Source organism: Halomonas faecis, assembly GCF_010993975.1.
Classification (GTDB): Bacteria; Pseudomonadota; Gammaproteobacteria; order Pseudomonadales; family Halomonadaceae; genus Halomonas; species Halomonas faecis.
The window spans coordinates 108,210-131,062 of sequence record NZ_JAACZO010000052.1; the positions used below are offsets into that span (position 1 = coordinate 108,210).

Consider the following 22,853-nt stretch of genomic DNA (forward strand, 5'->3'; position numbering starts at 1 on the left):
CCGTGGCTCAGTCACTCGTGGGCCGGCACGATCTCGACGACGTGCAGCCAGGACGGGCCAACTGCGTTCGCTTCGGCGCAGAAGCGAACGTCCACGTCGCGCAGCCGCACCCCGTAGATTCGCGACTCGCTCCCGTTGCGGTAGGCGGGGCGCGGATCCTGGGCCAGCACCTGTTCGATCAGGTCGCGTAGCGAATCGCCATCGGGGCGGGTGGCCAAGGTTGCGTTCGCGGCGGCCGAAAACCTCACGCCCAGGCGCTGGGGCGCCGCGTTGGCATAGCCGCCGCGTGCCTCAGGGCGTGACTCGGTCCAGGGCAGGTAAGGCTTGATGTCGAGTACCGGCGTACCGCTGACGAGGTCGGCGCCGCCGAGCCGCAGCCTCACGCCGTGGCGCGTATCGATGTCGAGGAGCTCCACCAGCGACAGGCCCAGCCGGTTGGGCCGGGAAGGACTGCGGCTGGCGAACACGCCGACCTTGGCGTTGCCGCCCAGACGCGGTGGACGAACCAGCGGCGTCCAGCGCGGTGGGCTTCGATGGAATAGGAAGGTCAGCCACAGGTGGCTGAAGGCATCGAGTCCGCGTACGGCGAGCGGGTCGTCGTAGGGGGGGGCCAGCGTCAGCACGGCACGAGCGGCCGGCGCCAGTCCGGGCTGGCGGGGAATGCCGAACTTGTCGGGAAAGTCGCTTTCCAGATGGCCGATCGGGGTCAGCGTAGGAACGGGGGCAGTGGTTTGCGTCATGCGACGATTATGCCCGTCCCAGATGAGGCGGGCGAGTCCATTGGCGAGCGGCTTCGGCTTGTGTACTCTCGGTGCAGTCTCATTGGCGCAGGGCAAACATGATGCAAACGGCGATGAGCGGCGCCAGGCAGGCAACGCCGCGCATCCTCTATCGGCTGGCCAAGGCGAAGGATGCCGCCGACCAGGCCGAAGTCTTCCACCATGCCGTGATGCAGGGCGCCGCGGCGCACTACAGCGTCATTCAGCGTGAAGCCTGGGCCGGGGTGCTGCCCCGGGAAGCCAGTGCCTGGGTGGCCCGGCAGGCGCTCTATACCACGCTAGTCGCGACCTGTGACGGACGCTGCGTGGGTTTTACCGAGCTCGACATCTCCATGGGGCGCATCGTCACCCTCTACGTGTGGCCCTCGCTGGCCCGGCGTGGCATCGGCACGACCCTGCTGGTTCATGCCGAACGATTGCTGCTGGAACATGGCGTCGATCGCGTGGTGATCGAGGCGAGTCTGATGCTCGCCGATGCCTTGGTGCGGCGCGGATGGCGTGATCTCGGCGACGAGTGGGTGGAGCGCGGCGGCGAGAGGCTCCAGCGTCGCCGCCTCGAGAAGCGCCTGATCGCCATTGAGACGTGAGGGAGGTCAGCCCTGCTCAATGAAGCGCATCGACAGGTCGACCGCCTGGATGTCTTTGGTCAAGGCACCGCTCGAGATGCAGTCGATGCCGGTTTCGGCGATGGCGCGCAGGGTCGACTCGTCGACGTTTCCGGAGGCCTCCAGGGTGGCACGCCCAGCCGTGCGGCGTACCGCCTCGCGCAGGTCGTCGAGCGCGAAGTTGTCGAGCATCACGATATCGGCGCCGGCTGCGAGCGCCTGATCGAGCTCCTCGAAGGTTTCCACTTCGACTTCCACCGGCAAGTCGCTGGCGATGCGCCGTGCTTCATCCACTGCCGCAGCGATGCCGCCGCAAGCGGCGATATGGTTCTCCTTGATCAGGAAGGCGTCGTACAGGCCGATGCGGTGGTTGTGCCCGCCGCCGCAGGTAACGGCGTACTTCTGGGCGAGGCGCAGGCCGGGCAGTGTCTTGCGGGTATCGAGCAGCCGCACGCCGGTGCCGTCGAGCAGATCGAGATAGCGGCGGGTGCGGGTGGCGGTGGCGGAGAGCGTCTGGAGTAGGTTGAGTGCGGCACGCTCACCGGTGAGCAGGCTGCGCGCAGGGCCCTCCAGCTCGAGCAGGCAGTCGCCGGCCTCCAGCCGGTCACCGTCGGCGGCGGCCCAGCGCAGTGCCACGCTGGCATCCAGGCGGCGAAAGAGTTCGTCGACCCAGGCCACGCCACACAGCACCGCCGGCTCGCGGGTGATGACGCGTGCCCGTGACCAGTGCGCTTCGGGAATCAACTGAGCGGTGATGTCACCGGGCCCGACGTCCTCGGCCAGCAGGCGAGCGGCGCTGGCCCGGATTTCCTCGGCAAGGGCATCCTGGTAGTGCATGGCGGCTCCGGTTCTGTTGATGGGGTTCGGGATTCGTCATTATAGGGGAAACACCCATCTCGGCGTCAGGGGAGCGGCATGCGAATCGACGATCATTGGCTGGTTGGCGCACGGCAGGTACCGTCGCCCAATCAGGATGCGCGGCCGGCGGGCGAAGTCTCGGCAGTGGTTTTGCATTCGATCAGTCTGCCGCCTGGGGTGTTCGGCGGCGATGCCATCGAGCGGCTGTTCACCAATCGTCTCGACCCCGAGGGACATCCTTTCTTTGCAGCCATCAGCGGATTGCGTGTCTCGGCGCACCTGCTGATCCGCCGCGACGGCGAATGCGTGCAGTTCGTGCCTTTCCACGCGCGTGCCTGGCATGCCGGTCGCTCATGTTGGCGTGACGCGGGTCGGCAGCGTTGTGCGCTCAACGATTTCACCGTGGGTATCGAACTGGAGGGCGATGAGACGACGCCGTATCGCGCCGTTCAGTATCAGGCACTGGCGGATACGCTGAAGGCCTTGATGGTCGCCTATCCGGCCATCACGCCATCACGGATTACCAGCCATGCCCATGTTGCGCCGCTGCGCAAGAGCGACCCGGGCCCGGCTTTCGACTGGGCCTATCTGCGCAGCTGGCTGGCGGAAAAGGGAGAGCGCCAATCAATCATACGGTAGTTTTATTACATCCGGCGCGATGGCAAGCGATTCCGACCATTGGTTGCGTAAGAGCTTGTGTTGCAATGCAATGTAGAAAAAATGGAAAATGGTTTCATTGTGTATGAATTGGCAGCGAGCCCTGTTTGCGGTATGTTCTGCGACATTGGTGGTATGTGCCACAGCACCCATTATGTAAAACCACTACAAGATGCCGCCCGGCGGCCGGTTCCCCTGATCGTCAGCCAAGCTACCGCCCCCGTCGTGGCGACGTGGGCCATACTGACATCACATCGTCATTCGGAGAGACGTCTATGAGTCTGGAAGCAAGAGAGGATCTGGATCCGATCGAGACCGAAGAGTGGCTGGAATCCCTCGAATCGGTTCTGGACCACGAGGGCGAGGAGCGTGCCCGCTATCTGCTGACGCGTCTGGCCGATCGGCTGCGTCGCGACGGTACGCAACCCCCTTTCTCGGCAACCACGCCGCATCGCAACACCATTCCGGTGCATCGCGAAGCGCCGATGCCGGGCGACTTGTTCATGGAGCGCAAGATCCGTTCCATGATCCGCTGGAACATGGCGGCGATGGTTACCCGCGCCAACCGCAAGCACAAGGGCATCGGTGGCCACCTGGCCAGCTACATGTCCAGTGCGACCCTCTATGAGGTGGGCTTCAACCACTTCTTCCGAGCTCCCAACGGCGATTTCCAGGGCGACCTGGTGTTCATCCAGGGCCATAGCTCCCCGGGCATCTACGCCCGCGCTTTCCTCGAGGGACGGCTCACCGAAGATCAGATGGACAAATACCGCCAGGAAGTCGATGGTGACGGTCTCTCCTCCTATCCGCACCCCTGGCTGATGCCCGACTTCTGGCAACTGCCCACTGTCTCCATGGGACTGGGGCCGATCATGGCGATTTACCAGGCCCACGTCATGAAGTATCTCGATCAGCGAGACCTGCAGCCGATGCAGGATCGCAAGGTCTGGGCCTTCCTCGGTGACGGCGAATGCGACGAGCCGGAATCGCTGGGTGCCATCCATCTGGCCAGCCGCGAGAAGCTCGACAATCTGATCTTCGTCATCAATTGCAACCTGCAGCGTCTCGACGGCCCGGTGCGTGGCAACTCACGGATCATGGACGAGCTGGAGGGCGTCTTCCGCGGCGCTGGCTGGAACGTGCTCAAGGTGGTCTGGGGTCGCCTGTGGGATCCGCTGTTCGAGAAGGACAAGAAAGGTGTCCTGCAGAAGGTGATGGACGAGACCGTCGACGGCGAGTACCAGAACTGCAAGTCTAGCGGCGGCGCCTATACCCGGGAGAACTTCTTCGGCAAGTACCCGGAAACCGCCGAAATGGTCAAGGACATGTCCGACGAGGACATTTGGAAGCTCAACCGCGGCGGCCATGACCCCTTCAAGGTTTATGCGGCCTACCATGAAGCCGTGAATAACACCAACGGCCGCCCCACCGTAGTGCTGGCACATACCGTCAAAGGCTACGGCCTGGGAGCCGACGGTGGCGAGGCGGACAACGAAGCCCACCAGGTCAAGTCCATCGACGACCCGGAGGTACTCAAGCGTTTCCGCGACCGTTTCGGCATCCCGGTCTCCGACAGCGAGATCGAGCACGAAATACCCTACTACAAGCCGGCCGACGACACGCCCGAACTGAAGTACATGCACCTGCAGCGCGAGCGGCTGGGCGGCTATCTGCCGGCGCGTCGTCACGACTTCGAGCCCCTCGCCATTCCCGGGCTGGATGACAAGATCTTCGCCAGCCAGATGGGCGGCTCCAAGGGGCGCGAAGTCTCTACCACCATGGCCTTCGTGCGCATCCTGAATGGGCTGGTCAAGCACAAGGGCTTCGGCAAGCAAGTGGTGCCCATCGTGCCCGACGAGGCTCGCACCTTCGGCATGGAGGGAATGTTCCGCCAGCTCGGCATCTACACCTCCGAGGGGCAGAAGTACGAGCCCATGGACAAGGGCCAGCTGATGTTCTATCGCGAGGACAAGGCCGGTCAGGTGCTCGAGGAGGGCATTACCGAGGCGGGCGCCATGTCCTCGTGGATCGCCGCGGCCACCTCCTACGCCAACCACGGTCTGCCCCTGTTGCCGTTCTACATCTATTATTCGATGTTCGGTTTTCAGCGCATCGGCGACCTGGCCTGGGCAGCCGGCGACCTGCAGGCGCGCGGCTTCCTGGTGGGCGGCACTGCCGGACGCACCACGCTGAATGGCGAGGGCCTGCAGCACCAGGATGGCCACAGTCACATCCAGGCTGCGACGATCCCCAACTGCCGCAGCTATGATCCCACTTATGCCCATGAAGTGGCGGTGATCGTCCAGCACGGTCTGAAACGGATGTTCGTCGACAAGGAGCCTTGCTTCTATTACCTGACGGTGATGAACGAGAACTACGAGCACCCCGAGCTCGAGGAGGTGCCGGCCGACGACATCGTCAAGGGCATGTACCGGTTGCGCGCAACCCAGGGCGACAATGGGCACGTACAGCTTCTGGGCTGCGGCACCATACTGCGCGAGGTCGAGGAAGCGGCCGAACTGCTCTCCGACGACTGGGGCGTAGGCGCCGACATCTGGAGCGTGACCAGCTTTAACGAGCTGCGTCGCGAGGCGCTGAGCCTGGATCGTGAGGCCTTCCTCAACCCTGAGGCCGAGCCGGGCAAGCCCCACGTGACCGCCTGTCTCGAGGGCCGCGAAGGGCCGGCCATCGCCTCTACCGACTACATGCGCTTGTTCGCCGACCAGGTTCGCGCCTGGGTGCCGACCGACTACCACGTGCTGGGTACCGACGGCTTCGGCCGTTCCGATACCCGCGAGAAGCTCCGTCACTTCTTCGAGGTCGATCGCTACCACGTCACGGTAGCGGCGCTCAAGGCACTGGCGGATCGCGGTGAGTTGGATCGCAAGGTCGTCGGCGAGGCGATCGCGAAATACGGCATCGATCCCAACAAGCCCAATCCGCTGACCAGCTGATCCCGGTGGCCGGGCGGGGAATCCCGCCCGTTCCAGGCACGATTTGGAAGGAGCGCGACCTTGAGTAGCGAAATCATCAAAGTTCCCGATATCGGCGGTAGCGAAGATGTCGAAATCATCGAAGTGGCCGTCGCCGAGGGCGACGTCATCGACGCCGAAGACACCCTGATCACGCTGGAGTCCGACAAGGCCAGCATGGACGTCCCGTCGCCCAAGGGCGGCAAGGTCGTCAAGGTGCTGGTGAAGGAAGGCGACACCGTCTCCGAAGGCGATGCTATCGTCGAGCTCGAAGCGGAAGATGCCGGCGAAACCTCTGCCCCACATCAGGCCAAGGCGGCCGAGGAGCCCGCGCCTGCCGAGGAAGCATCGGCTGCCCCCGAGGCGAAGCCCGCGTCGCGGTCAGGCGGTGGCGGCAAGCGTATCGTCGAGATCAAGGTGCCCGACCTGGGTGGTTCCGAGGACGTCGAGATCATCGACGTGGCCGTCTCCGAGGGCGATGAAATCGCCGAGGAAGACACCCTGATCACGCTGGAGTCCGACAAGGCCAGCATGGACGTGCCGAGTCCCTACCAGGGCAAGCTGGTGTCGCTGGCCGTCAAGGAAGGCGACACCGTTTCCGAGGGCGATGTCATCGGCACCGTGGAGTTGGCCGGAGAAGGTGGTGAAGAGGCCGCGCCGACAGAGGCACCCGCGGAGTCCCCGGCAGCCGAAGCGGCGCCCGAAGCAGCCCCCTCCGGCGAGCCCGAGCGCAAGGAGATCCGCGTGCCGGACCTCTCCGGTGCGTCCGACGTGCCGATCATCGAGGTCGCCGTCAGTGCCGGTGACGAGGTGAACGAGGAAGACCCGCTGATCACGCTGGAGTCCGACAAAGCCTCCATGGACGTGCCGAGTCCCTACCAGGGCAAGCTGGTCGAGCTCACCGTCAAGGAGGGCGATACGGTTTCCGAGGGTGACCTGATCGGCTATATCGAGACGGCCGGGGCCGCCAAGCCAGAGCCGGCGGCACAACGGCCGGAGAAGCCGGCGCAGACGCCCAAGGCCGACGAGCCCGTCCCGACCCCGGTGGGCACGCCGAGCCCCGAGGCGCAGATGGCGGCTCACAAGCCGCGTTCGGGCAAGCTGGTGCATGCCGGTCCGGCAGTGCGCATGCTGGCCCGCGAACTGGGTGTCGATCTGGCCCTGGTCAAGCCTTCCGGACCCAAGGAACGGGTGCTGAAGGAGGACGTGCACGCCTACGTCAAGCAGGTGATGGCGGGCAAGGCCCAGGCGCCGGCACAGGCTGCCGCTTCCGCTCCGGGCGGCAGCGGCATTCCGCCGATCCCCGATCAGGACTTCAGCCAGTTCGGCGAGGTGGAAGAGAAGCCCATGGGACGCCTGATGAAGATGGGCGCCACCAACCTGCATCGCAGCTGGGTCAATCTGCCTCACGTCACCCAGTTCGACGAAGCGGACATCACCGAGCTGGAGGCCTTCCGTAAGTCCATGAAGGCCGAGGCCGAAGCTCAGGGTGCCAAACTCACGCCGCTGCCGTTCCTGATCAAGGCCTGTGCTTTCGCGCTGCGCAAGTTCCCGCAGTTCAACGTCAGCCTCAAGGCCGACGGCGAGACCGTGGTGCACAAGAAATACGTGCACATTGGCATCGCCGTGGACACCCCGGATGGGCTGATGGTGCCGGTGATTCGCGATGCCGACCGCAAGTCGCTGATCGAGTTGGCCAAGGAGTCCGTAGAGCTGGCCGGCAAGGCGCAAGGCAAGAAGCTCAAGCGCGAGGAGATGACCGGCGGCTGTTTCACCATCTCCAGCTTGGGCTCCATCGGTGGCACTGCCTTCACGCCCATTGTCAACGCCCCGGAGGTGGCCATCCTCGGCGTCTCCAAGGCGCAGACGAAGCCGGTATGGGATGGCCAGGAGTTCGCGCCGCGGCTGATGATGCCGCTGTCGCTCTCCTACGACCACCGGGCGGTCAACGGGGCCGATGCGGCACGCTTCACGGCCTTTTTGGCCGCTGCGCTCAGCGACATCCGTCGCCTATTGATGTGACGCGGTTCGACTTCGTCGAACCGCAACGGCGCCCCTTCCGGGGCGCCGTCGTCGTCTGGGGATACCAAAGTGCAACTTGATGCCTAATTGGCTGAAATGGAAGCCCCTTCCGGGGGCCGCGAGCATTCGTGGGAGTGCCTTCCGGTTGTCTGGCCGACGGGCCGCGGGTAAGGTTTGTTGCCAATCGTTTTCCACCTGAGATTCCAACCTCTACTACCTCATTCAAGGAGCACGACGATGCGTTTGATCCTGTTGGGCGCGCCCGGGGCCGGCAAGGGTACCCAGGCCCAGTTCATCTGCGAGCGATTCCATATCCCGCAAATCTCCACCGGCGACATGCTGCGCGCCGCGGTCAAGGAGGGCAGCGAGCTGGGCCTCAAGGTCAAGGAGATCATGACCACCGGCGGGCTGGTGTCCGACGACATCATCATCGCTTTGGTCAAGGAGCGCATCGCTCAGCCGGACTGTGAGAACGGCTTCCTGTTCGATGGTTTTCCGCGCACCATTCCCCAGGCCGAGGCGATGAAAGAGGCCGGGGTGAAGATCGATCATGTCCTGGAGATCGCCGTGGACGACGAGGAGATCGTCAAGCGGTTGGCAGGCCGCCGCGTGCATCCCGATTCCGGGCGCGTCTATCACGTCGAGTACAATCCGCCCAGGGAGCCGGGCAAGGACGACGTCACCGGCGAGCCGCTGATCCAGCGCGACGACGACCGCGAATCCACGGTGCGCAACCGCCTCTCGGTCTATCACGAGCAGACCGCGCCGCTGGTCGACTACTATCAGCAGTGGGCCCAGGAAGACCCCGAGGCGGCACCGGCCTATCACCGCGTGGCTGGTGTGGGCAGCGTCGATGAGATCACCGGCCAGGTGCTCGAGGCCCTGGAGGACTGATTTTTCCCCCCCCCGAGCGGCGGCCGGATGCTTGAGGGGCGCCGGGGACAGGCCGCAGAGGAGGTCATTCGCCAGGGATGGCGAATGTAGCGCCCACGGACGGGTTTACAGCGCCTCCTCGCAGGGCTGTCCCCGGGCAGCCCGATGCCGAGCTGGTTGGCGTATTCCCTGATAGCCTTGCAAAGGCCCGCCTCGGCGGGCCTTCGTCGTCGTGGGCCGGGTTGCGTATAATGTGCTTCTACATTGAGCTGCCACGAACCGAGACCATGCCGACCCTGCTGGCCCTGGACGCCTCCTCGCGCGCCTGTTCCGCCGCCCTGCTGATCCGCCGCCCGGACGAGGCGGACACGCTGATCGCACGCTTCGCCCACACCCCCCGCGAACACACCCACCGCCTGCTGCCGATGATCGACGAGGTGCTGGCCGAGGCCGACCTCGCGCCCAGTGCGCTGGATGCCGTGGCCTACGGTCGCGGCCCCGGCTCCTTCACCGGGCTGCGTATCGCCGCCGGCGTTGCCCAGGGGCTCGCCTTCGGCCTCGACCGCCCGCTGCTCGGCGTTTCCACGCTGGAGGCACTGGCGCTGGGTGCTCACCGGCGTCATCACTTCCGGCACATCGTTACGGCCTTGGACGCGCGCATGGGGGAGATCTACGTGGCGGCCTGGCGCTGTCGCGACGGGGTAGCCGAAGCGCTCAGTGCCGAGGCGGTACTGCCGCCCGAACGCCTGCGTCTACCGGAGGAAAGCGACGAATTCGACTGGGTGGGCGTGGGCTCAGGGTGGTCGCTGTGGGAGGCCATGCCCGCCACGGTCCAGGCCAGTCTCGGTCAGTGCCTGATCGAGCCGGAACCGGCTGCCGAGGAGATGGCGTTGCTGGCCGCGCGTGACCTGGCCGCGGGGGGCGGTCAGCCGGCCCAGGCGGTGCAGCCAGTCTATCTGCGCGACCAGGTGGCCTGGCGGAAGGAGCGATGAGCGGCACCCGTTCGGCGGTCGTGGTGGCGGATGCTGCGTTGGCGCAGCGCCTGGGGTTGCCCCGGGGCGCCGCCGGCGAGGGAGAACTGCTGTTGTGCCGCGAGGGAGACCGGCTGGTTCTGGCCGGCGACTCGCGGCGCTTCGGTGCACCGCTGGCGGTGGATTTCGTTGCCGGCCGGGCCGCTCACCGGCGCCATTTCGGTGGCGGTCGCGGCCAATTGATCGCCCGGGCCTGCGGTCTGAGCAAGGGCATGACACCGTCGATCGTGGATGCCACCGCGGGGTTGGGGCGAGATGCCTTCGTGTTGGCGAGTCTCGGCGCCGAGGTCCTGATGGTGGAGCGGGTGGCGGCGATCTTCGCCCTGCTCGAGGATGGCGTGGCGCGCGCTTTGGCCGATCCCGAAATCGCCGGGATTGCCGCGCGGATGCCCCTGATCCGTGGCGACGCCGCGCGGGAGCTCGAACCCCTGGTGGCGGAGGGGGGCGTGTCGCCTCAGGTGATTCATCTCGACCCGATGTTCCCGCACCGCGACAAGTCGGCGCTGGTCAAGAAGGAGATGCGGCTCTTCAGGGTGTTGGCCGGAGACGACGGCGATGCACCGCGGCTGTTGGAGGCCGCGCTGGATGTGGCCACCCATCGGGTAGTGGTCAAGCGTCCGCGCCAGGCCCCCCCGATTGCGGGGCCTGCGCCCCGGCATGTCATCGAGGGCAAGACCAGCCGCTATGACGTCTACGTGCACCGTTCGCTGCGGGCGTAGGCGGTTTCGGCTTCAATCGCGGGTCATGAGTTGCAGGCGGTGGCGCAGTGCCGGGTCGAACAGCGCCTGGGTGCGCTGCGCCGCTTCCGGCAGGGCCGGTGTGTAGCGCAGGCGCCCGTCGGTCTCGTCGATCCAGCCTTCCGCTTCCAGGCTGTCGATCAGCCGGTCGAACAGGCGACGATCGAAGAACTCCGGCGCGTTGCGGCCCGAGAGCATCGCCAGGCGCTCGGCCATCTGCTGGCTGCGGGTGATGAGGCCGTCGCGGTCGTAGCTACCTGGCGGTGCATCGAGCAGCAGCGACAGCAGCAGGTAGCCGCGCTCCAGCGAGGGCTGCATCAGTCGTCCCAACATGCGTAGCTGCTCGCTGGCTTCGAGGGCCGTAGCGCGTTGCCAACCTCGAGCACCGGCACTGAGCAGCCCTGCCCGGGTCAGCGCATCGAGCACAGCGGGCAGGGCCGACTGCAGCGCACTGCTGGGCAGGAAGAGCTCCCTGGCCAGGATTGGCCAAGGGGGGGCGAGGCGCTCCTGCAGGCTCGTCAGGTCGTGGTGCGCTTCATGCCGGAAGGCGAACGCGACGAGACCCGCCAGGGCGAACAGATGCAGCACGTTGTTGCGATACCAGGCGAGCAACTCGGCCTGTTCCGGCGTGGCGGTCAGGATATCGCCCAGTGGATGGCGACGTCGCCGGATCATGCCGAGGTCGATGACATGGTCGATCCAGCTGCTCGGCTCTCCTTCGGGAAGGCTGACCTGGGCGCCGCCCGGGCAACGTCGTTGCAGCGAAGCGAGCAGCCCTAGCTGACGCGCCATGAGGCTCTCCTCGATGGCGTGGTGGGGCGTGGCCAGCAGCACCAGGGCGACCAGGTTGACCGGGTTCAGTGCCGCCGCGGCATTGATGCGCTGGGCGAGTTCCGTCCCCAGGTGGGGTAGTGACTCGGTGATCCAGGACGCCCGCGGCGTGGCCTCGCCAACACGCCAGGCCGGTACGCTGGCATCGAGGAACGGCGCCAGCAGCAGCGGCTCGCCGACGTTCACGGCGACCCGGCCGAAGGGCTGGCGTAGCCGCCCGAGCACGCGGAGTAGACCCAGCGGTGACTCCTTGCGCTTGCTTGCCCCGCGGAGCTCGCGCTGATAGCTGCTGCCCTCGAGGATGCGTTCGTAGCCAATGTAGACAGGAACGAAGGCTAGGCGCTGCCGGTCGTCGTCGGCGGCCAGGCGATGGAAGGAACGCAGCGTCATGGCCAGCATGCCGGGCCGTGGGGTGAGCATTCGACCGCTGCGTGAGCGACCGCCTTCCATGAAGAATTCCAGGGGATGGCCGGCGGCCAGCAGGCGGTGCAGATATTCGGTGAAGACGGCAGCGTAGAGGGAGTTGCCCCGGAAACTGCGACGCAGGAAGAAGGCGCCGCCGCGGCGCAGTAGCGGGCCGATCAATGGCATGTCGAGGTTACGACCCGCAGCGATGTGCGGCGGCATCAGGCCATCCCGGTAGAGTACGTAGGAGAGCAGCAGGTAGTCGATGTGGCTGCGATGGCAGGGCACGTAGACCAGAGTATGGTCACCGGCCAGGGCCTTGATGCGCTCGAGGCCGTTGACGTCGACGCCGTCGTAGAGTCGGTTCCACAGGCGGCGTAGTACGCCGTCCAGAAAGCGCAGTACCGGATAGGTCATGTTCGAGGCGATTTCGTGACCGTAACGTCGTGCGCGCTTTGCCAGGCGAGCCGTGGATCGCTCCGTGGCGCTTGCCTGCTCATCGATGACCTGGCGCACGGCGGGGCTGGTCACCAGGCCCTGGATCAGCGTTCGACGATGGGAGAGATCGGGGCCCAGCACGCGAGTGCGGACACGCCGGAAATGGACGCGCAATAGCCGGGCCGCCTTGCGTTCCGCCAAGGCGGTACCGCGGTCGTCGATCAGGTCGCGCAGGTTCAGCGGTGCGCCGAACTGGACTTCCACGTCACGTCCGTTGACCAGCACCGACAGTGCGCGGCGCAGGCGTCCGGTGAGCGGCCAGCTATCGGCGGCCAGCAGTCGCCACAGCCCGAAGCGCTTGCCGGGGGCGCGTCCCCAGAAAACGCTGACGGGAACCAGTTGGATGCTCAGGTCGCGATGCTCGGCGAGCAGGTCGACGGCATCGTGGAGGGCGCGTCGTCGCGGCCGACGTTGCGGCCGGGGCAGGGCGAGCAGGGCCGAGAGCCGCTGCGTAGCCACCCGGTGGCGACCGGTGGCCGGTGGCAGGCCATGGCGCCGACACAGGCACTCCAGCAGCAGGGCATCGGAGAGAGCGGGACGAGGCAGCACGTACAGCGTGATGGCCCGTGGATCCAGTGCCAGCGAAGCCGGGTCAGGTTCCAGGTGACGTACTGCCACCCAGCCGCTGAGCAGTCGCTTCAGCAGGGCGCGTAGGGGGTTGGGCAGGGAGCTTGCAGCGGCCATCCGTTTGCCTGTCCGATAAGCGAAAGAGCAGTATAGCCCGCGTGGGCGTATGGGTCAGGCGGGTGACTTTCCCGCCGAGCGCGAACGTGCGTCAATTCCAGCGTTCCGAAAGGCGAAAACGGGGAGGCGGGGTATGCAGGGTATCTGGCGGGAGGGCAATCGATTTCGGTTATTGGCGGAGTCATCACGTTTCCTGCCCGCCGTGTTCGATGCCATCGACGCCGCACGTGAGTCGGTGCTGGTGGAGCTCTATCTGATGGAGTCGGGGCGTCTGGCCACGGCGCTGATCGATGCCCTGACCCGAGCCGCTGCGCGTGGCGTGGCGGTAGCCCTGATGCTCGACGGTTATGGCGCCAGGGGGCTTTCGGCGGCGGATCGGCGGCGTCTGGAAGAGGGTGGCGTGGCTCTGCGTTTGTTCAACCCGCTGGGTTTCCACTCGCTGGTGCGCAACCTCACCCGTGACCATCGCAAGCTGGTGGTGGTGGATGGCCGGTTCGCTTTCACCGGAGGCTTCGGAGCCGTGGACGAATTTCTGGAGGCCTGGTACGAGGTGGCGGTGTCTATCGAGGGGCCAGTGGTGGCGGACTGGGTGCGCCTGTTCAGTCGGTTGTGGGATTCACCGCTGACCCAAGGAGGTGGCTCCCAGCAACTGGTGCATCGAATTGCCGTGGCAGGGCAGCAGCGCGAGGACTATCGCGGCATGCGCGGTCGAGTCGTATGGGGACAGGGCTACCGTTACCAGGCCATCCGCCATTCGCTGCATGGGCGTATCTCTGGCGCTCAGCGGAGGATCTGGCTGTGCACGCCCTACTTCGTGCCGACGCTGACGCTGCGCATGCGGCTGGCTCGGGCGGCTCGGCGTGGCGTCGACGTGCGTCTGCTGCTCCCCGGCAAGAACCATGACCACCCCGGGGTGCGCTATGCGGGGCAGCGTTTCTATCGGCGCCTACTGCGTCATGGGGTGCGCATCTTCGAGTTCCAACCCAGCTTCATCCACGCTAAGTTCGCTCTTGTCGACCGATGGTCGAGCCTGGGGTCGTGCAATTTCGACCATTGGAGCCTGCACTGGAACCTCGAGGCCAACCAGGAAGTGGACGACGCTCGCTTTGCTAGCGAGGTGGCGGCACTGTTCGAGCGCAACTTCGCCGCCAGCCATGAGATTCACCACCGTGAGTGGATACAGCGTCCCTGGTGGCAGCGCGTGAAAGAGTGGTGTTTCGGTAACCTGGACGCGTGGCTGACCAGGCTACGCTGACCCGGCTTCGTCGGAGCTGAAAGAACGCCCGCTTCGCGGGCTTAAGCTGTAAGCTGGAAGAAAACCCTTGACTCGGGCTACGGGGTTCGCAGCCCGCAGCCGCTTACCGCTTTCCCTTGCCGCGTCTTGCCGGTTTCTTCTTGCGCGGCGTGGGCTTGGCATTCTCCGGCGGTACGCGAAAGTGCAGGTAGATGTCGAGCACCAGCTCCGGCAACTGGCCGGCCAGCTGGTCGAGCCGAGCGGCATCGGCACTGAGTTCGGCCATGTCGGGCTCGTCGTCGAACAGGCCGGAAAGCGCCATGAAAGGTAGCAGCAGAGTAGCAACGGCCTCTTCGTTCTGAGCGAACCAGGCGGCTTCGTCGAGGAAGACGCCTTCCATGAACCCCGCGCACCAGTCGCCGATGGGCGTCTCTTCCGGAGGCAGGCCGTCCAGTGTCGTTTCGAAAGGCAGTTCGGGCAGACCGCCCTGTTCCAGGACGTCGATGGCGTTGCTGCGCAGCCGCTCGAGAAGATCGAGGATCTCGCTACGCTCGGCGGCGTTCGCGAAGCGTGGCTCGCCGTGGAACAGCTCGGCGATCCACACTGCTGGTTCCAACTCACGCGGAGCGACGGCCAGCGCCACCAGGTAACCGTGGGAGCCAATCAGGTCGAGAGCTTCTTCGCTGACCTGGTCGGAGGCGAAAAAGTCATCGAGCCGCTCGAGCGCGTCGTCGTCTAGCAGCGGCTGGGAAACGGGGGTGTCGGACATCGTGGCTCTCGCTGGATTTCAAGGGTTCGTGCGGTTGCGGGCTGGACGCCGCCATGCCAGGGCGGCATTCTAGCATCCCATGAACCGACCAGCCCTCTCCGACCTTAGCGTCGACTGGCTCGATGGCCTCGACGAAGCGGCGTTGCACCGGGCGTTGCATGAGCGCATCGAGGCGGCCTTCCAACTGTGCAGGGAAGTACATCCGCATCTGCCTCGACCGCGAGTATGGCTCGACCTGCGTGGCCAGTGCGCCGGGCAGGCGCACTTCGGCCGCGGCGGATTGCGTTTCAATCCCGTGCTGCTGAGCGAAAACCGTCGTGACTTCTTCGTCGATGTGGTGCCCCACGAGATGGCGCACTGGTTGGTGCACCACCTCGCGGAGGGGCCGCGCCTGCAGCCCCACGGTCACGAATGGCGTACGGTCATGCGTCAGCTGTTCGGCCTGCCTGGGCACGTGACCCATCGCTTCGACACTCGCCGTGCGAGTCCGGCACCTTATCGCTATCGCTGTGCCTGCCGCGAGCATGCCTTCACGGCACGTCGCCATTCACTGGCCCGCGGCGGGCGTGTCTATCGCTGTCGCCACTGCGCTCAGACCTTGGTCTATCAATCTTTGGAATCGGTTTCTACATAGGTTGCAAGCTCATGAAAATAAAAAGAAAATCGTTGATACCAAGGTCTAAGTGGAAGCTGGCGTGCAGGGGTATATGCTGAAAGGCACATTCCGGCTCCGACCCATCAATAACAAGCGGTCGGTGACATATACTGAGAGGGTGCATTTCCTGGAAGAGGCCATTCAATGACCGAACAGCAGAAAGTCTATCCGGTACGCGACGACTTCGCCGCCAACGCCTGGGCCGACAAGGCCAAATACCAGGCCATGTACCAGCAGTCCGTGGACGACCCCGAGGGCTTCTGGGCGGAGCAGGCGAAGCGCCTCGACTGGTTCAAGGCACCGACGAAGATCAAGCATACGTCCTTCGACTCCCACAACGTCGATATCCGCTGGTTCGAGGACGGCAGCCTCAACGCCAGCGTGAACTGCCTCGACCGCCATCTCGAATCGCGCGGCGACCAGACGGCGATCATCTGGGAGGGCGATGATCCCAAGGACTCCAAGCACATCACCTATCGCGAGCTCCATGCGCGCACTTGTCAGATGGCCAATGGACTCAAGGAGCTGGGCGTCAAGAAGGGGGACGTCGTCACGTTGTACATGCCGATGATCCCCGAAGCGGCCATGGCCATGCTGGCCTGTGCGCGCATCGGCGCCATTCACTCGGTGGTATTCGGCGGCTTCTCGCCGGATGCGCTGGCCCAGCGTGTGGTCAATGCGGATTCCAAGCTGGTGATCACTGCCGACGAGTCGGTACGCGGTGGCAAGCAGGTGCCGCTGAAGGACAACGTCGATGCCGCCTTGACCCGCGACGGCACCGAGGTTTGCGAGAAAGTGCTGGTGGTCGAGCGCACCGGTGGCGAGATCGACTGGCAAGAGGGCCGCGACGTCTGGTTCCACGAACTGGTCGACAAGCAAGCCTCCGACTGCCCCGCCGAAGAGATGAACGCCGAAGATCCACTGTTCATTCTCTATACCTCGGGGTCGACCGGTGCTCCCAAGGGACTCAAGCACACCACCGGCGGTTACCTGCTGCATGCGGCGCTCACTCATCAGTACGTCTTCGACTATCACGACGGCGAGGTCTACTGGTGTACCGCCGACGTGGGCTGGGTAACCGGGCATAGCTACATCGTCTACGGCCCCCTGGCCAACGGTGCCATCACCCTGATGTTCGAGGGGGTGCCGAGCTACCCGAGTCACGGTCGCATGGGCGAGATCGTCGACAAGCACCGGGTCAACGTCCTCTACACGGCGCCGACGGCGGTGCGGGCACTGATGGCCCATGGCGACAACGTCATGGATTCCAGTTCACGCGATAGCCTGCGGGTGCTCGGCTCCGTGGGCGAGCCGATCAACCCCGAGGCCTGGGAGTGGTTCCACCGGGTGATCGGCAACTCGAAGTGCCCCATCGTCGATACCTGGTGGCAAACCGAGACAGGCGGCATCATGATTGCGCCACTACCGGGAGCCATCGATCTCAAGCCGGGCTCGGCGACGCTGCCGTTCTTCGGGGTGATGCCGGCGCTGGTCGACAACGAAGGCAACCTCCTGGAGGGTGCCACCGATGGCAACCTGGTGATTCTCGACTCCTGGCCGGGACAGGCGCGCTCCATCTGGGGCAACCACGAGCGCTTCGTCCAGACCTATTTCTCCACCTACCAGGGCATGTACTTCACCGGCGATGGCTGTCGCCGCGACGAGGACGGCTACTACTGGATCACCGGCCGTGTCGACGACGTGCTCAACGTGTCCGGACACCGTATGGGAACGGCCGAGATCGAGTCGTCGCTGGTGGCCCACGAGGCCGTGGCCGAAGCCGCCGTGGTGGGATTCCCCCACGACATCAAGGGACAGGGCATCTACATCTACGTGACCCTGGGCGATGGCTTCGAGGAGAGCGACGAGCTCAAGAAGGAGCTGACCCAGTGGGTGCGCAAGGACATCGGGCCCATTGCCTCGCCGGATGTCATCCAGTGGGCTCCGGGTCTGCCCAAGACGCGCTCGGGCAAGATCATGCGTCGCATCCTGCGCAAGATCGCCGCCAACGAATGCGACGGGCTGGGGGATACCAGTACCCTGGCCGACCCCAGCGTGGTCGACGAGCTCATCGAGCATCGTGCCAACCGCTGAGGTGGTTTTGCCCTTTTTCGCTTGATCCCTTTGCCGGCCCCCTGGGCCGGCTTTTTGCTGGCCGTCGTCAAGGAAATGTCAGTTGCCGTGCCGAGCGCTTGGGAAACGCTTTGGCGTTGGGGTAACATGCCGTGACCGTACGCCGTGATCGATGCCCCGCTCGATCGTGCCAGCGCCGCTGCAGTCGGCTTGTCCACTGCTTGAGGAACCGGAGGAGAATCCATGGCCTTTGCCCAGAAATTCATCGTTGCCGATGACCATCCGCTGTTCCGTGCAGCTCTGACCCAGGCGTTGCGTCAACTGGCCCCCCAGGCCGAAATCGTCGAATCCGATACCATGGAGGCCACCAATGAAGTGGTCATCCGTCATCCCGATGCCGACCTGATCCTGCTCGACCTGCACATGCCCGGGGCGCACGGCTTTTCGGGGTTGATCCAGTTGCGCGGCCAGACGCCGGATATTCCCGTGGCGGTGGTGTCCGGCAGCGATGAGCCCCACGTGGTGCGCCGCGCCATCGACTACGGGGCTTCCGGTTTCATCCCCAAGTCGTCGTCGCTACAGTTGATTGCCGAGGCGGTGAGCGAAATCCTCGACGGTGAGGTATGGCTGCCCCAGGAGCTGGCCGATGCGCTGGGTGATGTCGATGAGGAGGAAGCCCGTTTCGCCGAGGCCATCGCTTCGCTGACGCCGCAGCAGTTCCGCGTGCTCAACATGCTGACCGAAGGGCTGCTCAACAAGCAGATCGCTTACGAGCTCAACGTCTCCGAGGCCACCATCAAGGCCCATGTCACCGCGATCCTGCGCAAGCTCGGCGTACATTCCCGCACCCAGGCGGTGATCGCCGCTCAGAAGCTCGAGGTGGAGCCGCCGAAGGTCGAGTCCTGAGCTTCGAGCTTCGAGCTTCGAGCTTCGAGCTTCGAGCTTCGAGCTTCGAGCTTCGAGCGAAATGCCCGTGACCAAGGTCACGGGCATTTCGATTTCTGTCATTCTTTTGCCCGCAGCCCGCAGCCCGCAGCCCGCAGCCCGCAGCCCGCAGCCCGCAGCCCGCAGCCCGCAGCCCGCAGCCCGCAGCCCGCAGCCCGCAGCCCGCAGCCCGCAGCCCGCAGCCCGCAGCCCGCAGCTAGGCCCTGGCCGCGCGGCTGGCCTGCAGGGTTCGGGTGAGCAGAGCGCGCAGGGCGGCGGGGCGTACCGGCTTCTGCAACAGGTGATAGCCGGCACGCTTGACCTCCTCGGCGACCTCTTCGGTGCGATCGGCGGTGATCACGATGCCCGGCACGGCATCCTCGAGACGCTCTGATAGGGCTTCCAGGGCCATCAGGCCGGTGACCTCATTGTCCAGGTGATAGTCGGCGAGAATGGCGTCGGGGTCGCCGTCCAGATGGCGCAGGATCGACTTGGCGCCGCCGATGCTGGTGGCGGTGAATACCTCGCAGCCCCAGCCGGAAAGCATGGCCTTCATGCCTTCGAGGATCAGCGTCTCGTTGTCGATGCACAGGATTCGAGTCCCCGCCAGCTTGTTGCCCGCGCGACGGGTGGCAGGGGCATTGCTGGGGGCACTCGACTGCCGGGGCGCGACCGTCGACACGCTCACCGAAAAGACGGTGCCGAAACCTTCCCAGGAGCGCAGCCGCAGGGGGTGCTGGAGCACCCGGCTCATGCGATCGGCGATGGAGAGACCCAGCCCCAGTCCTTTCTCGCTCTCCTTGTGGCGCGACACCTGATCGAGGCGGCGGAACTCCTGAAAGATTTCCGCCTGCTTCGACTCGGGAATGCCCGGCCCCGAGTCCCATACCTCGATGGAGAGCTGCTCACCGTGACGGCGGCAGCCCAGCAGCACGCGTCCCTCTTGGGTGTAGCGAATGGCATTGGAGAGAAAGTTCTGAATGATCCGGCGCAGCATCTGGGGGTCGCTGTCCACCCATTGTCGGGTCGGCACCACCACCAGGTCGAGGCCACGGTCCTCGGCCATGACCTCGAACTCGGCGCGCAGCGGCTGGATGATGTCGGCCAGTGCGAAATGGCTGCGACGCGGCGTCAGCGCGCCGGCGTCGAGCTTGGAGATGTCGAGCAGGGTGCCGAGCAGCTCCTCGGCGGCCTGCAGCGAGTTGTCGATATGGCCGATGGTGCGGCGCAGCTCGTCGGCGTCCACCTCCGGGGAGAGTGCTGACGTGAACAGACGCGCGGCGTTGAGCGGCTGCAGCAGGTCGTGGCTGGCTGCAGCGAGGAAGCGGGTCTTGGAGGCGTTGGCATCTTCGGCGACCTGCTTGGCTTGGCGTAGCGCTTGCTCCGCCTCGGCGCGCACGCGGTTTTCCTGGCGCAGGGCGGCGTTGGCTTCCGACAGTGCCTGGGTGCGTTCGCGAACGCGCTCTTCGAGGGTTTCGTTGGTCTCCTTGAGGGCGAATTCCGCCAGACGACGTTCGGTGATGTCCTGGTAGAGAGAGAAGAAGCCGAGGATGGCGCCGCTGTCGCCGAAGTGTGGCGTATAGGTGACCAGCATGTAGCGAATGGCATCGCCACTACCCATGGAGACTTCGAAGCTCACCCGTTCACCGGCCAGGGCGCGGCGGATCCAGGGGGCGCGCTCGCGAGCCATCTCACCGGTGATCACCGTGTCGACGTGTTTGCCGATCACTTCGTTGCGGTCGATGCCGAAGGCCTGTTCGTAGGCGCGGTTGGTGAAGAGGTAGCGACACTCCTTGTCGAAGTAGGCGATCAAGGCCGGAACGTTGTCGGTGTAGATGCGGATGTTGTTTTCCGAGCGGATCAGGGCTTCTTCGATGCGCTTCTGCTGGGTGATATCGAGGTAGGTGTAGACGAAGCCGCCGCCGGGCATGGGATTGCCCTGCACTTCGAGCACGCTGCCATCCTGGCGGTAGCGCACGTAACGGTGGGGTTGACCTTCGCGAATGTTGTCGAGGAGCAGGCGGACGTGTTCCTCGGGGTCGCCGGGACCGTATTCGCCGTTGTGGGCGTTGTAGCGAAAGATCTTGTCGATGGGGGCGCCCACGCGAATCAGGTGATCGGGAAAGCGGAACAGCTCCAGGTAGCGCTGGTTCCACACCACCAGGCGCAGGTTCTGGTCGACCACGCTGATGCCCTGGCTGATGTTCTCGATGGTGGCCTGGAGGAGGGCACGGTTGAATTCCAGCACCTGGGAGGCTTCATCGACGATGGAGATGACGTCCGAGATACCGATGCCACGTCCCTGTAGCGCCGAGTTGACCACGATGCGTGCCGACGAGGCGCCGAGCACCGAGGCGAGGAAGCGTTCGGTGAACTGAATGACGTCGATGGAGGCGCGGGCGCTCTCGTCGAGGCGCTGGCCGCTACGCCGCGCGTAGTCCTCGAAGGCCCTGGCCACCTGTCCGGCCCCCAGAAAACGCTCACACAGCACCTTGAGATCACCCACCGTGGTGGCTCCGGTCCAGGGACGGTTCACCGAGGTCTGGCGAGTCTCCACGCTGTCGACGAACAGCGAGGCCTGGATGCGCTCCACGACCCGCTGGGCGGTGACTTGCGACACGAAGATATAGAAGAACAGGTTGAGTCCCAGCGACAGCATCACGCCGTGGGTGAAGGAGTCGCCCACGTTGAGCCCGAACAGGGCGGTGGGTGTGAGCCAGGCTACCCCGAAGGGTCCGCCGTCGAGCCAGTCGCTCGGCAGAACGCCGGCGTTGATCATGGCCGGCATCAGCAGGCTATAGGCCCAGATCGCAAAGCCGGCGTTCATGCCGGCCACTACGCCCATGCGGTTGCCGCGTTTCCAGTAGAGACCGCCGATCAGCGCCGGGGCGAACTGGGCCGCGGCGGCGAAGGAGAGCATGCCGATGGAGGCCAACGAGCCGAACTCGGCGACCATCTGGTAGAAGCCGTAGGCCAGGGCGAGAATCACGCCGATGGTGATGCGTCGCGCGCGCAGTACCAAGCGCCCGTAGTCGCGGGGGCGGGCATCCAGCCAGCGCAGTCGGAACAGTGCCGGAATGACGATCTCGTTGGAGATCATGATGGATACCGCCACAGTGGCCACGATCACCATGCCGGTAGCGGCCGAGAAGCCGCCGATGAAGGTGAGCAGGGTGAGCCACTCGTTGCCCGAGGCCATGGGAATGGCCAGCACGAAGGTGTCGGGCTCCACGCTGCCATCGGGGAACAGGGACAGCCCGGCGGCCGCCAGCGGCACGACGAAGAAGGCGAAGGCCAGCAGGTAGAGCGGGAATAGCCAGCGCGCCTTGGTGGCATCGTCGCGGTGGGTGTTCTCCACCACGGCGACGTGGAACTGTCGCGGCAGGCAGAGAATGGCCAGCATGGCCAGCAGGGTCTGCGCCCAGAAGCTCTGGCCGAAATCCTGATCGGCGAGCTGGCGCTGCAGTTCGAGCTGGGTGTCGGCCCGGCCCAGCAGGTCTCCCAGCCCGTCGAACATGCCCCAGGTGACGAAAGCGCCGAGCAGCAGGAACGACAGGAGCTTGACCAGCGACTCGAAAGCCACGGCATGGATGAGCCCTTCGTGATGCTCGGTGGCGTCGGTATGGCGAGTGCCGAAGAGAATCGCGAAAGCGGCCATCACCAGGGCCACGAAGAAGGCGGTGTCCGTGAACAGCGGCGTTGGCCCCACTTCGCCGTTGCCGGTCAGGATATCGAAGGAGACCGCCACGGCCTTCAACTGCAGGGCGATGTAGGGCAGGGTACCGATCAGGGCCACCAGGCTGGCGAAGGCGGCCAGCGATTGCGCCTTGCCGTAGCGTGAAGCGATGAAGTCGGCGATGGAGGTGATGTTCTGTCGCTTGGCGACACGGATCATCTTGGCCAGTACCGGCCAGAACAGCAGAAAGGTCAGGATCGGTCCCACGTAGATGCTGGCGAAAGACCAGCCGGCGGTGGCGGCCTGGCCGACGGCGCCGTAATACGTCCAGGAGGTGCAGTAGATGGCCAGCGCCAGGCTGTAGACCACCGGCCGCCGACGGCTGGCACCATGCTCTCGGGCACGGCGGTCGCCGCGCCAGGCGATGGTGAACAGCACGGCGATGTAGAGCAGCGATACGGCAATCAGTAGCCAGCCAGCGAACATGCGAACTCCCCCTGTGTGTGCGGCCATTCTAGCAGCCCGACGGGCAGCCAGGGGCATGGCACAGGGCGGCGGCAACCCGGTTCT

Annotated in this window: 16 protein-coding genes; 11 read left to right on the forward strand and 5 right to left on the reverse strand. The window is 65.2% G+C overall.

Going from position 1 to position 22,853, the window contains the following annotated elements; all coding sequences use genetic code 11:
* Positions 1 to 11: 11 nt before the first annotated feature.
* A complete protein-coding gene (gene tsaA, locus GFD32_RS15075; protein ID WP_163577423.1) occupies positions 12 to 740 on the reverse strand; it encodes a tRNA (N6-threonylcarbamoyladenosine(37)-N6)-methyltransferase TrmO in 729 nt (242 codons plus the stop codon).
* Positions 741 to 838: 98 nt separating this feature from the next.
* Between tsaA and GFD32_RS15080 the strand changes: the two genes are divergently transcribed.
* Positions 839 to 1,366 (forward strand): GNAT family N-acetyltransferase, encoded by a 528-nt coding sequence (locus GFD32_RS15080; RefSeq protein ID WP_240455675.1) that lies wholly within the window; start codon positions 839 to 841, stop codon positions 1,364 to 1,366.
* A 6-nt stretch (positions 1,367 to 1,372) separates the two neighbouring features.
* On the opposite strand, the gene nadC is transcribed toward GFD32_RS15080, so the two are convergent.
* Positions 1,373 to 2,221, reverse strand: coding sequence for a carboxylating nicotinate-nucleotide diphosphorylase (gene nadC / locus GFD32_RS15085; protein WP_163577424.1), 849 nt, complete (start codon positions 2,219 to 2,221; stop codon positions 1,373 to 1,375).
* Between the two features lie 78 nt (positions 2,222 to 2,299).
* Between nadC and ampD the strand changes: the two genes are divergently transcribed.
* The 6 genes from ampD to GFD32_RS15115 all read left to right on the forward strand — a co-directional run bounded on the left by ampD (position 2,300) and on the right by GFD32_RS15115 (position 10,516).
* On the forward strand, positions 2,300 to 2,881 hold the full coding sequence (gene ampD, locus GFD32_RS15090; protein ID WP_163577425.1) for a 1,6-anhydro-N-acetylmuramyl-L-alanine amidase AmpD: 582 nt from the start codon (positions 2,300 to 2,302) through the stop codon (positions 2,879 to 2,881).
* A gap of 293 nt (positions 2,882 to 3,174) precedes the next feature.
* Complete coding sequence (aceE, locus tag GFD32_RS15095; protein ID WP_163577426.1) at positions 3,175 to 5,853, forward strand: pyruvate dehydrogenase (acetyl-transferring), homodimeric type; 2,679 nt, start codon at positions 3,175 to 3,177, stop codon at positions 5,851 to 5,853.
* A gap of 60 nt (positions 5,854 to 5,913) precedes the next feature.
* Positions 5,914 to 7,893, forward strand: a complete 1,980-nt coding sequence (aceF, locus tag GFD32_RS15100) for a pyruvate dehydrogenase complex dihydrolipoyllysine-residue acetyltransferase (RefSeq protein ID WP_163577427.1) — start codon at positions 5,914 to 5,916, stop codon at positions 7,891 to 7,893.
* A gap of 237 nt (positions 7,894 to 8,130) precedes the next feature.
* Entirely contained in the window at positions 8,131 to 8,787 is a 657-nt protein-coding gene (gene adk, locus GFD32_RS15105) for an adenylate kinase (RefSeq protein ID WP_163577428.1), read from the forward strand.
* Between the two features lie 266 nt (positions 8,788 to 9,053).
* Positions 9,054 to 9,758 carry a tRNA (adenosine(37)-N6)-threonylcarbamoyltransferase complex dimerization subunit type 1 TsaB gene (gene tsaB / locus GFD32_RS15110; RefSeq protein WP_163577429.1) on the forward strand — a complete coding sequence of 235 codons (705 nt, stop codon included), beginning with the start codon at positions 9,054 to 9,056 and terminating at the stop codon, positions 9,756 to 9,758.
* Positions 9,755 to 10,516, forward strand: a complete 762-nt coding sequence (locus GFD32_RS15115) for a class I SAM-dependent methyltransferase (protein WP_163577430.1) — start codon at positions 9,755 to 9,757, stop codon at positions 10,514 to 10,516. Before tsaB ends, GFD32_RS15115 begins: the two co-directional genes overlap by 4 nt.
* Positions 10,517 to 10,528: 12 nt before the next feature.
* On the opposite strand, the gene plsB is transcribed toward GFD32_RS15115, so the two are convergent.
* Positions 10,529 to 12,952, reverse strand: coding sequence for a glycerol-3-phosphate 1-O-acyltransferase PlsB (gene plsB / locus GFD32_RS15120; protein WP_163577431.1), 2,424 nt, complete (start codon positions 12,950 to 12,952; stop codon positions 10,529 to 10,531).
* Positions 12,953 to 13,085: 133 nt separating this feature from the next.
* Here plsB and GFD32_RS15125 point away from each other — a divergent pair, with 133 nt between their 5' ends.
* Positions 13,086 to 14,207: a phospholipase D-like domain-containing protein gene (locus tag GFD32_RS15125; RefSeq protein WP_163577432.1), complete on the forward strand. Its 1,122-nt coding sequence runs from the start codon at positions 13,086 to 13,088 to the stop codon at positions 14,205 to 14,207.
* Positions 14,208 to 14,310: 103 nt separating this feature from the next.
* Here the strand turns inward: GFD32_RS15125 and GFD32_RS15130 are convergent, their stop codons facing one another.
* Positions 14,311 to 14,955, reverse strand: coding sequence for a YecA/YgfB family protein (locus tag GFD32_RS15130; protein WP_163577433.1), 645 nt, complete (start codon positions 14,953 to 14,955; stop codon positions 14,311 to 14,313).
* Between the two features lie 79 nt (positions 14,956 to 15,034).
* Between GFD32_RS15130 and GFD32_RS15135 the strand changes: the two genes are divergently transcribed.
* From GFD32_RS15135 to GFD32_RS15145, 3 genes are all read left to right on the forward strand, one after another.
* Positions 15,035 to 15,589, forward strand: a complete 555-nt coding sequence (locus GFD32_RS15135; RefSeq protein ID WP_163577434.1) for a SprT family zinc-dependent metalloprotease — start codon at positions 15,035 to 15,037, stop codon at positions 15,587 to 15,589.
* A gap of 165 nt (positions 15,590 to 15,754) precedes the next feature.
* Positions 15,755 to 17,704: an acetate--CoA ligase gene (gene acs, locus GFD32_RS15140; protein WP_163577435.1), complete on the forward strand. Its 1,950-nt coding sequence runs from the start codon at positions 15,755 to 15,757 to the stop codon at positions 17,702 to 17,704.
* A 222-nt stretch (positions 17,705 to 17,926) separates the two neighbouring features.
* Entirely contained in the window at positions 17,927 to 18,589 is a 663-nt protein-coding gene (locus tag GFD32_RS15145) for a LuxR C-terminal-related transcriptional regulator (RefSeq protein WP_163577436.1), read from the forward strand.
* A gap of 235 nt (positions 18,590 to 18,824) precedes the next feature.
* Here the strand turns inward: GFD32_RS15145 and GFD32_RS15150 are convergent, their stop codons facing one another.
* On the reverse strand, positions 18,825 to 22,769 hold the full coding sequence (locus GFD32_RS15150; protein WP_163577437.1) for a hybrid sensor histidine kinase/response regulator: 3,945 nt from the start codon (positions 22,767 to 22,769) through the stop codon (positions 18,825 to 18,827).
* Between the last annotated feature and the right edge of the window lie 84 nt (positions 22,770 to 22,853).